The organism is Streptomyces sp. NPDC041122, from assembly GCF_055592445.1.
This window is the reverse complement of sequence record NZ_JBVIYQ010000001.1, coordinates 638042-650497: the sequence shown is the minus strand read 5'-3', so window position 1 is coordinate 650497 and position 12456 is coordinate 638042. Positions and strand designations below refer to the sequence as shown.

Here is a 12456-nt window from a genome sequence, read left to right as displayed (position 1 = left end):
GGTCAGCGCGCGGACCGCAAACGATAGGCGTACGCATACGTACGCCCCGCATGCAGCAGATACCGTTCCAGCGGTGGCGCGCCCCACGAGTCGTTGCCGCCCACGCCCATCTGGCGGTGGGCGACCCGCAGAATCGTCTCCGCGCGTCGCTTCACCTCGTGCGGGTGGCGTGGGCCCTCCAGGTCCGCCGGGGTGTGGTGCAGGGCGCTCGCCTCCAGGAAGGGCTCGCCGTCCGCGGGGTCGGCGAGGACCACCAGGCCGTCCCCGGACCGGTCGGTGAGCGCGATGCGCCGTACGTCGGTCTTGTTGCCGGTCTCCTGCGGCCGCTGGTACGGGGCGACCTGGTCGTCGACCGTCGAGCGGTAACGGCCCACGAACGCACCGGACTTGCGGTCCTGGTAGTTCTCCTGCGGGCCGCGCCCGTACCAGTCGAGACGCTCGAAGCCGGCGGGCATCGTGAGCAGCGCCCCCACCAGGGGGAGATCGGGCAGGCCGGCCGCCGCCCTCAGCGTGTGCCGGACCCGCACCTCGCCGTCGCCGCGCACCGTGAACTCGGTGTGCCACGGGGACGGCGTGGGGGAGGTCGGCAGGGTGGCGCTCACCTCGACCCTCACCTCACCGGGTGAGGGCTGCGTGGCCTTGATTTCGGTGACCTTCGCATCTGAACCAGCAGCGCGCCAAGTAGCAGCCTGGTCGGGGAAGTCGCGGCCTATGTCGTTGTCGATGGGCGCGCGCCAGAGGTTCGGCACCGGCCCGCCGGAGAGCAGGCGCCGCCCCCTCACCTCGTACGACGACAAGGTGCCCGTCGCCTTGGACAGCACGACCGTCACGTCCCTGCCGCTGATCCGTACCTCCTTCGCGTCCTCGGCCAGATCGAGCCGCGGCAGCGAGCCGGGGTCCGGGTCGGCGGGCGCGGGGGTGTGCCAGCTCGCGGGGAGTCGGAGCTGTTCGGCGGCGACGGTGTGGCCCGCCCCGGCCCACCTGGCCTTCTTCCGCAGGACGAGGGCGAGGTTCAGCAGGTACTCGGCGCCGGGCACCGGGTGGCCGGGCTTCTTGTACGGGACGCGTACCGCCCCCGTGGCGCCGGGCGCGACGTCCGGCGCGGCCAGCGTCCCGTGCTGGATCTCCGCGCCGTCCCGGGTGACGCTCCACCGCAGCTCGTACGCGTCCAGCGTGCTGAACAGGTGCTTGTTGCGGACGCGTACGGAACCGGCGTCGAGGTCGTCCGCCGTGAACGCCGCCGGCTGGTAGACCTTCTTGATCTCCAGGATGCCCGGGTGCGGCGCACGGGTGGAGGCGACGAGGCCGTTGCCGCTGAAGTTGTCGTCGGTGGGGTAGCCGGGCTTCCAGTCGGCGCCGTACGACAGATAGGTGTGCCGGCGGTCACCGGGGATGGGCAGCCGGATGTTCTGGTCGACCCAGTCCCACACGAACGCCCCGTGCAGATTGGGGTACTTCTCGAAGATCTCCCAGTACTCGGGGAGGTTCCCGCTGCTGTTGCCCATGGAGTGGCAGTACTCGCAGAGGAGGAACGGCGTGGGGTTGCCCGACCTGCCGTACTTCTCGACGTCGGCGGGCTTGGTGTACATCTCGCTGTGCAGGTCGGCGACGGAGTTCATGCCCTCGTAGTGCACGGGCCGCGAGTCGTCGCGGGCCCGCACCCAGTCCGCCATGGCCTTGAAGTTGCCGCCCTCCCCGGCCTCGTTGCCGAGCGACCAGACGATGACGCTGGGGTGGTTCTTGTCCCGCTCGACCATGGACCGGATCCGGTCCACGCAGGCGTCGGTCCACTCGGGCAGCGACCCGGGCAGCCGGTCACGCACGCCGTGCGTCTCCAGGTTGGTCTCGCCGATGACGTACAGGCCGTACTCGTCGCAGAGTTCGAGCCAGTACGGGTGGTTGGGGTAGTGCGAGGTGCGGACGGCGTTGATGTTGTGCCGCTTCATCAGCAGCACGTCCCGGAGCATCACCGACTCCGGGACGGCCTGGCCGTGGTCGGGGTGGGACTCGTGGCGGTTGGTGCCGCGGAGCATGACGGGTTTGCCGTTGACGGTGAACGTGCCGGGTCCGTAATCGACTTGGCGGAAGCCGACCCGCACGCGGTGCACGTCCACCGTCCTGCCGGAGCCGTCGCGCAGGGTGACGACGAGGGTGTACAGGTTCGGCTGCTCGGCGGACCAGAGCGCCGGATTGCGCACGGTGGTCCTGAGGGTGAGGGGGCGGTCGGGTACGGGTTCTCCGGTCAGCTCGGCGCCGGGGACGGGGCGGCCGTCGGCGTCGTGCAGCACCGCTTCGATGCGGAGCTTGCCGGAGCCGTGCTTGACGGTGGCCCCGGCCTCGTCATCGAGGTCGCGGACGACCGTCGTCACGGACAGGATCGCGTCCCGGAACGCCCCGTCCAGATCCGTCCGCACCCCGAGGTCGTGCACATGCAGCTCCGGGACGGAGTACACGTACACGTCACGGAAGATCCCGGACAGGTCGATCATGTCCTGGTCCTCAAGCCAACTGCCGTCGGACCACCGGTACACCTCCACGGCGAGGGTGTTCTCGCCCGGCCGCAGATACGGCGAGACATCGAACTCCGCGGGGGTGTAACTGTCCTCGCTGTAGCCGACCTTCTCGCCGTTGACCCAGACGAAGAAGGCGGACTTCACGCCCTGGAAGGAGAGCAGGGTGCGCCGGCCGCGCCAGCCGCGCGGCACCGTGAAGGTGCGGCGGTAGGAGCCGACGGGGTTGAAGTCCTTCGGCACGTCGGGGAAGTCGGGCTTCTCGTACCCCTCCCACGCGTACTTGATGTTGAGGTAGATCGGGTGCGGGTATCCCTCGATCTCCCAGTTCGCGGGCACGGCGATCCGGTCCCAGCCGCTCACGTCGTACGCGTCCGCCTCGAAACCGACCGGCCGCTGCTCCGGGTTGCGGGCCCAGTGGAAGGCCCAACGGCCGTTCAGGGAACGGTAGTACGGGGATGCGGTGAAGTCACCGCGCAGGGCGTCGGCGGCGGACGCGTACGGGACGAGCCGGGTGCGGGCGGGCTCTCTGTTGACCTGGAAGACGCGGGGGTCGGCGTCCCACGGGGCGCCGGGCTCGCGGGAGCCGGGGGCGCCGGATGCGGCGCGGGGTGCGCCGCCGTTCGCGGCGAAGGCCTGCTTCTGCGCGGCGAAGACGGCCCACCCCGCCAGGGCGGTTCCGGAGGCGAGGAAGGACCGGCGGCTCGGACGGCTCATGCGGCAACTCCGAACGTAAGGCAACAAGAACCATCAGCATCCGACGCACTCACTCACGGCGCAAGAGGCCCGCAAGCACCGGGAGTTGCCGCCCTCCCGGCGCTCCCCGGGGCAGCCGCTTCAGCGTCCCCGGCCGCACAGCTCCCGCTCCGCCCGCACCGGATCATTGGGGAAACGGAACGACGTGCGGTGCACGGCCCCGGTCAGGTTGTGCCAGAACCGCCCCGCCGTCATCGGCGCGCGCGTGGCAGCCCGCAGCTCGGCGAGCGGCCCGCAGCGCAGGGCCCGGCGCGCCGCGTCGACCCGGGCGGGGTCCAGCCGCTGGTCCGCGGCGCCGCGCGCCGTGCCCCGGTCGGCGACGATCCACTCGTACGGGAGGCTCTTGTCGTGGCCGACCCGGCCGGGGAGCGGCTCGGAGTGGGCGGCCAGCGGATAGGCCAGCCCGATCGGGTCGAGCGCGGCGCCGCTCAGCGGGACGACGGCGCCGTTCATGCCGAGGACGTTGTAGACGCCGGTGACGGACGGGGTCCGGGCTGGGGTCGGTGTCCAGGCGATCAGGAGGGTGGGCTCGCCGGAACGTGCCGCCCCGCGGACCAGGCGCATGTAGTGGGCGTTGCCGGCGGACTCGGAGAAGTCGTGGTGGAGGGGGTGCGGGTCGCCGTTCTGCCGTACGTACACGCCTCGCTCGTCGGCGATCCCGCTCGGCCCGATCTTCCCCTCGTACGGGATGCGGAGCGCGGCCGCGCACACCACGGCCCACACGGCCACGCCGACGGCGACGACGCGCCACACGCGCGTGGCGGGCACGACGAAGACGGGCAGCAGCATCAGGAGCAGGCCGGGCAGGAACATCCTGCCGTGCATGAAGTCGCCGCCGACCTTGATGACGTAGACCCAGCACAGGGTCCCGGCGAGGAGCGGGGCGAGGACGGGGGCGAGGGCCGGGGCGAGAGCCGGTGCGGGCGTGCGGGCGCTCACACGGAGCGGTCCGGGCGCCGACGCGCCCGCCACGGCGGCCGGCGGGTGCGCTCGGGCCGTCAGCGCACCCACGCCGGCGACCAGCGCACCCACGCCCACCGCCACCAGCGGGAGCCACAGCGCGTACGGGCCGACGAAGTCGCCGAGGTAGCCGAACCCCCGTTCCCACAGGCTGCGTGAGGCCTCCTTGGTGACGCCGGGCAGCGGCACCAGATGCCCGTAGTAGCCCATGCGGAAGATCTCGTACGCGACGGGCAGCGCGCCCGCGACACCCGCGCCCGCGAGCGCCCCGCGCCACGACGGCCGGACCATCACCCACTGCGCGGCCAGGAAGACCACCGAGACCAGCGCCAGGTCGGGCCGGACGAGCGGCCCGAGCCCGAGGACCGCAGAGGTCACCAGGGACCGCGACGCCGACGGGGCCGATGAGCCCGCGCACGAGGGCGACCCCGACCCGGACCCCGACCCCGACAACGCCCCCGACCGCAAGCCCGACCCTGACCGAGACCCCGCCCCCGACCGTGTCCGGGGCGGTCCGACGAGCGCGAGCCACGCCCCGGCGATCCAGCAGGTGGCGAGCCCGGTCTCCAGGCCCGACGTGGCGAAGTCCCAGACGGGCGGCAGCGCGAGCAGCACCAGCGCCCCGCACGGCACCGCGTAGCCGTCGGCGCCCCACATCCGCAGGGCGCCGGCCGCGGCGAGCGCGAACCCGGCGGCGGTGAGCAGCAGCCCGCCGTACATCGCCACCCTCGCGACGTCGAACCCCGGCGCCCCGCCGATCACGAGCAGCCATTGCCAGAGGGTGCCGGTGGACGACTCGGCGCGCTCGCCGGGGTTGAAGACGGGCCCGTTGCCCGCGAGGACCTGGCGGACGGTCCGCACATAGATGTGTCCGTCGTCGGACATCCAGCGCCGCTGGAAGCCGGCGAAGGCGATGACGAGGGCGGGCAGCAGGCAGGCGGCGACACGGGACCGGGCCCGCCATCGCGCGGGCCGGCCGCCGGACGCTTCCGGGGCGGTCCCGGCGACGGCTTCGGCACCATCGACGGAGGAGTACGCAGAGGTCGTCATGACCGCTACATCGGCGCAGGTCAAGGTGGCCTTGAATCGCGCGGTGAGGACCCTGAGGGTCAGATGAGGACCCTGGGGGTCAGGCCCCGAGGGGAGGGCCGGGGGTCAGGACCCTCAGGCCAGGGCGGGTCAGGCCTTGGGGATGTCGAAGTACCGCGTGAGCCCCGCCGCGAACGCCACGTCCCCGGCGACCTTGACCTTGCGCATCAGGAACAGCGAGACGGGGCTGGCGTTTCCGGAGACGAGCTTGAGGAACTCGGGGTCGGCCAGGGTGAGCGTCACGCGTGGCCTGGCGTCCGAGCGCCCCTCGCGCACGACGCAGGTCCCGTCGGCGATGTCCGTCTCGTACACGGCCTCGTCGTTGTCGCCGGAGCCGGTGATCTGCCAGCGGATGAGCGCGGTCAGCGAGTCCGCCGCCTCCGGCCTGAACTGCCGCTCCATGCGCCCGAAGACCTCGTTCAGGACACGGGCGCGCAGCGCGCCGTCGCGGGCGATCGAGGCGATCTCCTTGGCGGAGAGGCTCTTGACGAGCCTGGCGAACTCCTCGGGCGTGACGCGGGCGAAGTCGAGGTCGGCGATCCTGCTGATGTCGTCCGCCACGGCAATCTCCTTACTCTACGGTAAACTTACTAAAGAGTAAGGTAAGTCGGGACCAGGAGGCTGACAAGGGTGAGGGAAACCTCCGAAGGCGCATCCGCCGGTGCGAGCGACGACTCCGGAGGCGGACGCGCCGGTGCGGGAGACGGCCGCGGAGGCGCTCCCGCCTCCCGCAGGCGCAAGGTCCCGCGCCCCGAGCGCGAGCGGCAGATCGTCGACGTGGCGGTCCGGGTCTTCGCCAAGCGCGGCTATCACGGGGCCTCGGTGGACGAGATCGCCGAACTCGCCGGAATATCCAAGCCGATGGTGTATCTGTACCTCGAATCCAAGGAGGGCCTCTTCCTCGCCTGTCTGCGCCGCGAGGCGGACCGGCTGGTCGGCGCGTTCCAGGGGGCGGCGACGGCGGCGGACGCGGCGCCCGAACTGCGGCTGCACGCGGGGCTCCTGGCGTTCTTCACCTTCGTCGCCGAGCACCGCGACAGCTGGGTGGTGCTGCACCGCCAGGCGTCGGAGCTGAGCGAGGCGATCGCGGCGGCGGTGGCCGGGGCGCGCGACGCGGTGATGGCCGAGGTGGCGGGGCTCGTACGGTCGGGCATCGCGGAGAGCGGGAGCGGGAGTGAGGGAGCGCGCGGGGACGGGGGTGGCAGGGGCGGCGGCGTGCAACTCTCCGACGAGGACGCGGACTTCGTGGCCCACGCGCTGGTGGGTGCGGCGGACTCGCTGACGGACTGGATGGCGCGGCACCCGGGCCAGTCGCCGGAGGGTGTGACGCTCCGGCTGATGAACATGGTGTGGGTGGGGATGGGCGGAGTCCTGGCGGGGGAGGTCTGGCGTCCGGGCCGTCCGGCCCATTGAATTTTTCTTACGGGTGAGTAAGTTGACCTCCGAGTAAGTACGTACCGATCGCGTGTGCGGGGCAGGTATGTGCCCGCACGGAGGGGCGCGCGCGAAAGCCGCCTGAGCCGACAGCCGCCCGCGCCAAGAGCCGCCCGCGTCAAGAGCCGTCCGCACCGATAGCCGTCGCACCAACAGTCGCCTGCACCAACAGCCGTCGCACCAAATCCGTCTGCACCATCAGCCGCCTGCACCACCGCTGGGAACGGGAAGCCGGGGAGCCGTCATGGGCGTACGCAAGGATCTGAAGAAGGCACGACGTCACACCGGGCTCGCGGACCGCGCCGAGGTTCAGGTCGTCCGGGACGAACACGGCACCGTACGCGAGGTCCGTGCCGCCCCGCTCGTCCCCCCGGCCACCACCGGGAGCACCGCGGACATTCCCTTCGTCAACGCCGCGGAGGCCCCCGACGCGGTGGTGCTGCGCCGCAAGCGGGACGGCCGCTGGTGCCCCGTCACCGCCGCCGCCTTCGCGCGCGAGGTGACCGACGTGGCCAAGGGCCTGATAGCGGACGGCCTGGAACCCGGCGGCCGGGTCGCCCTGATGTCGCGCACCCGCTACGAGTGGGCGGTCCTGGACTTCGCGATCTGGGCGGCGGGCGGCCAGAGCGCCCCCGTCTACGCCACGTCGTCGGCGGAGCAGATCGAGTGGATCGTCCGGGACTCCGGCGCGCGCCTGCTCATCGCGGAGACGCCGGAGAACGCGGCGAGGGCGGAGGAGGCGGTGGCGGCCCACGCGGATCCGCCGCGGGTGCGGTGCGTCGAGGGCGGGGCGGGCACGGAAGGTGCGGGGTCGGGCGAACCCGGCGTGACCGGTGAACCCAGCGAACCCGGCGTGACCGGCGGAGGCGGCGTGATAGGTGAACTGGTCGCCCTCGGCCGCGAGTTGTCCGACGAGGAGGTCACCAAACGCCGCTCCGCCCTCACCCCGGACTCGATCGCGACCCTCTGCTACACCTCGGGCACCACGGGCCGCCCCAAGGGCTGCGTCCTCACGCACGGCAATCTGCACGCGGAGGCGGCGAACACCGTCGACCTGCTGCACCCCATCTTCAAGGAGATCACCGGACAGGTCGCCTCGACCCTCCTCTTCCTGCCGCTCGCCCACATCCTGGGCCGCACCTTGCAGATCGCCTGCATGCTCGCCCGCATCGAGGTGGGCCACTGCCCCGGCATCAAACCGGACGAACTCCGCCCGGAACTGCGCTCGTTCCGGCCCACCTTCCTCGTCGGTGTCCCGTACCTCTTCGAGAAGATCCACGACACCGGCCGGGCGACGGCCGAGAAGATGGGCCGGGCCGCGTCGTTCGACCGCGCGGAGCGGATCGCGGCGCGCTTCGGCGAGGCGTACCTGAACAAGTTCCTGGACACCAAGGCCCCCGGCCCCACCCTCGGCCTCCGGGCGGCCTGGGCGCTGTACGAACTCCTCGTCTACCGCCGCATCCGCAAGGAGGTCGGCGGCCGGCTGCGGTACGCGATCAGCGGCGGTTCGCCCCTGGACCGCGACCTCAACCTCTTCTTCTACGCCGCCGGAATCATCATCTACGAGGGGTACGGCCTGACGGAGACCTCGGCCGCCGCCACCATCACCCCACCACTGCGGCCCCGCCCCGGCACGGTCGGGCTGCCCGTGCCGGGCACGGCCGTGCGCATCGCGGACGACGGGGAGGTGCTGATCAAGGGCGGCATCGTCTTCGGCTCGTACTGGAACAACCCGGCCGCGACGGACGCGGCGCTCACGGGCGGCTGGTTCGCCACGGGCGACCTCGGCGCGCTGGACGCCGACGGCTACCTGACCATCACCGGCCGCAAGAAGGACATCATCGTCACGTCGGGCGGCAAGAACGTCTCACCCGCCGTCCTGGAGGACCGGCTGCGCAGCCGGGCGCCGGTCGGCCAGTGCATGGTCGTGGGGGACAACCGTTCGTACGTCGCCGCGCTGGTCACGCTGGAGCCCGAGGCGGTGGAGCACTGGCTGACGGTGCGCAGGCGGCCCAGGGACACCCCGTTGGCGGAGCTGGCCGGGGATCCGGCGATGATCGCGGAGATCCAGAAGGCGGTGGACCACGCCAACGCGGCGGTGTCCAGGGCCGAGTCGATCCGCAGGTTCGTGATCGTCGGGGGCGAGTTCACGGAGGACAACGGCCTGCTGACCCCGTCCCTGAAGATCAAGAGGGACGCGGTGGCGGCGGCGTACGCGGCGGAGATCGAGGGGTTGTACGGGGAGCGGGGCTGACAGGGTGACGGCGTGACCCGGGGGCCGGGCTGGCCCGGCCCCCGACAGCCCCGGCCCCGGGGTCAGTCGACGCAGAACTCGTTGCCCTCGATGTCCAGCATCGGGATGCAGGAGTCGTTGCCGTCGTAGAGCGTCTGTACGTGCACCGCACCGAGCGGGACGAGCCGGGCGCACTCGGCCTCGAGCGCGGCGAGCCGTTCCTCGCCGACGAGCCCGGTGCCGACGCGCACGTCCAGGTGCACCCGGTTCTTGACGGCCTTCCCCTCGGGGACGCGCTGGAAGTACAGCCGGGGGCCCACGCCCGTCGGATCGACGCAGGCGAACCACGCGTCCCGCTCCGCCGGAGGCTGCGACTCCCGGTACTCCTTCCAGCCGGCGAACCCCTCGGGCGGGGGCGGCACGACGTACCCCAGCACCTCGCACCAGAAACGGGCGAGGCGCTCGGGCTCCGCGCAGTCGAAGGTGACCTGGAACTTCTTGATCGACGTCACCCGATCACCGTAGGGGCGCACGCCGGCCCTGAGAACCCACCGTCGCGACACGACGGAAGCCACACCTCACGGCGCGGCGGCGGCCCGAGGCGAAGGGCGCGGAGCCGACGGGCTGGTACATCCGGATGAACCTCATCCGAGGCGCGATCGGAGAGGTGAGGCGCGATCCACGATTTTTCGGAATCCGGCGGGGCCGGGGATGTCGAGAACGTGTCACCGGCTCCGTCCCAGGGGCATCAGCGGCCACCGCAGGCCGCCCGAGGAAGCAGGAGAGACCACCATGGCGATTCAGCGCATGGACAACGTGGGCATCGTCGTCGACGACATGGACGCGGCCGTCGCGTACTTCCAGGAACTCGGCATGGAACTGGAGGGCAGGGGACAGGTCGAGGGTGCCGTCGCCGACCGGTGCACGGGGCTCGACGGCGTCCGCTGCGACATCGCGATGCTCAGGACCCCGGACGGTCACAGCCGGCTCGAACTGGCGAAGTACCGCAGCCCGGAGGCGACCAGCGACGGCCCCCGCGACAAGCCGCACAACATCCTGGGCACGCACCGCGTCATGTTCGCCGTCGACGACATCAAGGACACCGTCGCCCGGCTGCGCCCGCACGGCGCCGAGGTGCTCGGCGAGATCGCCCGGTTCGAGGACAGCTATCTGCTCTGCTACGTCCGCGGCCCGGAGGGCATCATCGTCGGCCTGGCGGAGCAACTGGGCTGAGCCGGGCGACCGACGGGGCCGAGCCGGGCGACCGGCCGGGCCGCGGGGAGGTGGGGCGGGGCGACGCTTACGCGTCCGCTACGCCCCACTCGCTACGTTCCCCCTGACCAGCAAAAAGGCCCTCCGGGGTGGAGGGCCGAACAAGGCTGGACAGAAGCGCCCCCGGCAGGACTCGAACCTGCGGCCAAGCGCTTAGAAGGCGCCTGCTCTATCCACTGAGCTACGGGGGCCGGGTGTGGCCGGTGGCATGGAGCCGGATGGTTGGGGGAGATCCGTGACCTTGCCGGGGACAAGGATAGGGCTCCCGGGTCCCTGCCCCTGGTGCTTCGCCTCCCCGCCATGATGTGGAGGTTCGGTGAAGCGGTCCTGATAATCGCAGGCAGGTGCGAATCGCGCATCGCTTTTGGCGCCTCACGCCCCGGGTGTTGTGCACTCGTTATGCCTGCGCCCCAGTCGCCCCTTCCATCCCCTGTGTCCTATCGGCGCGCAGGGGTGCTCATATGCTTCAGAAAGCCGTCAAAATTGGGCATTCTTCGCATGTGGTGACCTTGGACGTACGGCCTCAATTGCTTGACGCACTCTCCGCCCTGCGCGAGCGTGTCGCCGCCGCACGCTTTCCGCTCCCCCTTCCGGGGGCGCCACGCGCGCGTGCCAACCGCGACGAGCTGCTGGCACAGCTCGACGACTATCTGGTGCCCCGCCTCAAGGCACCCGAAGCGCCCCTGCTCGCCGTCATCGGCGGATCCACCGGGGCCGGCAAGTCCACCCTCGTGAACTCCCTCGTGGGGCGGCAGGTCAGCGAGGCGGGTGTGCTGCGGCCCACGACGCGTACGCCGGTGCTCGTCTGCCACCCGGACGATCACCACTGGTTCTCGGGGATGCGCATCCTGCCCGACCTCACGCGCGTGTGGATGCCCCGTCAGGAGCCCTCTGAGGGCGGTGAGGGCGACGGGAGGGGACACGAACGAGGAGGAGAGAGGGCGGACCGCCGCGGGGACGCCAGAGGCGGCGACGACGCCGATCCGCGGGCGCTCGGGGACGAGCAGGAGCGCGCGCTGCGGATCGAGACCGCCTCGACCCTGCCGCGCGGCCTCGCCCTCCTCGACGCCCCCGACATCGACTCCCTCGTCTCCGACAACCGCAACCTCGCCGCCGAACTCATCTCCGCGGCCGACGTGTGGATCATGGTGACCACCGCCTCGCGGTACGCCGACGCCGTGCCCTGGCACCTGCTGCGCACCGCCAAGGAGCACGACGCCACCCTCGTCACGGTCCTTGACCGGGTGCCCCACCAGGTCGTGGGCGAGGTCTCACGGCAGTACGGGGCGCTGCTCGCCAAGGCCGGCCTCGGCGACGTACCGCGCTTCACCGTCCCCGAACTGCCCGAATCCGCGGGCGGCGGCGGACTGCTGCCCTCCACCGCCGTCGCCCCGCTGCGCGCCTGGCTCACCCACCGCGTGCAGGAACCCGCCGCCCGCGCCCAGGCCGTCGCCCGCACGGCGCACGGCGTCATCGGCTCCCTCGACAGCCGGATGCCGGAGCTCGCGGGGGCCGTCGCCGCCCAGTACGCCGCCGCGCTGCGGCTCACCTCCGCCGTCGACGAGGCGTACGAGAACGAGCACGCGCGCGTGCAGGGGCGGTTGCGTGCGGGGGGAGTGCTGGCGGGCGGCGCCCTGAAGCGCTGGCGCAGCTATCCGCTCGACTGCGGACCCGGCGAGCTCCTCGACGCCATCGCCGAGAGCCTGGAGGCGCTCCTGTTGTGCGCCGTCACCGCCGCCGACGAGCGCATCGACGAGGCGTGGCGGCGCGAACCCGCCGCGGGCGCCCCCGGCCTCGCCGACCGCGACCGGGAGATGGAGAACGCCGAACACCGCATCGGGATGGCCGTCCGCAGATGGCGGCGCGTCCTGGAGGAGTACGCCGAGGAGGAGGTCCGCGGGATCGAGCGGGTCGACAAGAACTCCGTGCCCGACCCCGAGGTCGTCGCCGCGCTGCTCGCCACCGCCCTGCTCGGCGGGCGCCGGGCGCGCTCCGCAGGGGAGAGCCTCGCCGAACGCATCGGCGCCCAGGCCGCGGTCCGGCTGCGCGACCGGGGCACGCGCCTGCTGACCGACTACCTGGAGAAGGTCCTCACCGCCGAACGGGAGCGCCGGCTCGCCCCCCTGGACGCCCTAGAGGTGCATCCCGAACCCCAGGCCGAGCTGATCGCCGCCCTGTCCGTACTGCAGAAGGAGAGGTGAC

At 72.0% G+C, this 12456-nt stretch carries 8 protein-coding genes and 1 tRNA gene; 4 read left to right on the top strand and 5 right to left on the bottom strand.

From position 1 onward, the window contains the following. Nucleotides 1-2 precede the first annotated feature (2 nt). The 3 genes from lacZ to ACZ6B8_RS02755 all read right to left on the bottom strand — a co-directional run bounded on the left by lacZ (nucleotide 3) and on the right by ACZ6B8_RS02755 (nucleotide 5876). On the bottom strand, nucleotides 3-3227 hold the full coding sequence (gene lacZ, locus ACZ6B8_RS02765) for a beta-galactosidase, LacZ type (RefSeq protein ID WP_471606068.1): 3225 nt from the start codon (nucleotides 3225-3227) through the stop codon (nucleotides 3-5). Between the two features lie 120 nt (nucleotides 3228-3347). Next, nucleotides 3348-5276: an arabinofuranosyltransferase AftB family protein gene (locus ACZ6B8_RS02760; protein WP_471606067.1), complete on the bottom strand. Its 1929-nt coding sequence runs from the start codon at nucleotides 5274-5276 to the stop codon at nucleotides 3348-3350. A gap of 129 nt (nucleotides 5277-5405) precedes the next feature. Then, nucleotides 5406-5876 carry an SCP2 sterol-binding domain-containing protein gene (locus tag ACZ6B8_RS02755; protein ID WP_471073783.1) on the bottom strand — a complete coding sequence of 157 codons (471 nt, stop codon included), beginning with the start codon at nucleotides 5874-5876 and terminating at the stop codon, nucleotides 5406-5408. Nucleotides 5877-6083: 207 nt separating this feature from the next. Here ACZ6B8_RS02755 and ACZ6B8_RS02750 point away from each other — a divergent pair, with 207 nt between their 5' ends. Both ACZ6B8_RS02750 and ACZ6B8_RS02745 read left to right on the top strand, forming a co-directional pair. Further along, the gene (locus tag ACZ6B8_RS02750; RefSeq protein WP_471606447.1) at nucleotides 6084-6728 is read left to right on the top strand and encodes a TetR/AcrR family transcriptional regulator; all 645 of its coding nucleotides are present in this window, start codon (nucleotides 6084-6086) and stop codon (nucleotides 6726-6728) included. 265 nt (nucleotides 6729-6993) lie between these two features. Beyond that, nucleotides 6994-9003 carry an AMP-dependent synthetase/ligase gene (locus ACZ6B8_RS02745; protein ID WP_471606066.1) on the top strand — a complete coding sequence of 670 codons (2010 nt, stop codon included), beginning with the start codon at nucleotides 6994-6996 and terminating at the stop codon, nucleotides 9001-9003. A gap of 62 nt (nucleotides 9004-9065) precedes the next feature. On the opposite strand, the gene ACZ6B8_RS02740 is transcribed toward ACZ6B8_RS02745, so the two are convergent. Beyond that, a complete protein-coding gene (locus tag ACZ6B8_RS02740) occupies nucleotides 9066-9494 on the bottom strand; it encodes a VOC family protein (RefSeq protein WP_471606065.1) in 429 nt (142 codons plus the stop codon). A 280-nt stretch (nucleotides 9495-9774) separates the two neighbouring features. Here ACZ6B8_RS02740 and ACZ6B8_RS02735 point away from each other — a divergent pair, with 280 nt between their 5' ends. Beyond that, a complete protein-coding gene (locus ACZ6B8_RS02735; protein ID WP_471073792.1) occupies nucleotides 9775-10215 on the top strand; it encodes a VOC family protein in 441 nt (146 codons plus the stop codon). 157 nt (nucleotides 10216-10372) lie between these two features. Here ACZ6B8_RS02735 and ACZ6B8_RS02730 read toward each other — a convergent pair. Beyond that, nucleotides 10373-10445: transfer RNA gene (locus ACZ6B8_RS02730), tRNA-Arg, on the bottom strand. A 270-nt stretch (nucleotides 10446-10715) separates the two neighbouring features. On the opposite strand from ACZ6B8_RS02730, the gene ACZ6B8_RS02725 reads away from it, so the two are divergent. Beyond that, nucleotides 10716-12455: a dynamin family protein gene (locus tag ACZ6B8_RS02725; RefSeq protein WP_471606064.1), complete on the top strand. Its 1740-nt coding sequence runs from the start codon at nucleotides 10716-10718 to the stop codon at nucleotides 12453-12455. The last annotated feature ends 1 nt before the right edge of the window (nucleotide 12456 follow it).

Coding starts and splice junctions, on each gene's coding strand:
- lacZ (WP_471606068.1), bottom strand. CDS start 3,227: ATGAGCCGTCCGAGCCGCCGGTCCTTCCTCGCCTCCGGAACCGCCCTG.
- ACZ6B8_RS02760 (WP_471606067.1), bottom strand. CDS start 5,276: ATGACGACCTCTGCGTACTCCTCCGTCGATGGTGCCGAAGCCGTCGCC.
- ACZ6B8_RS02745 (WP_471606066.1), top strand. CDS start 6,994: ATGGGCGTACGCAAGGATCTGAAGAAGGCACGACGTCACACCGGGCTC.
- ACZ6B8_RS02735 (WP_471073792.1), top strand. CDS start 9,775: ATGGCGATTCAGCGCATGGACAACGTGGGCATCGTCGTCGACGACATG.
- ACZ6B8_RS02725 (WP_471606064.1), top strand. CDS start 10,716: ATGCTTCAGAAAGCCGTCAAAATTGGGCATTCTTCGCATGTGGTGACC.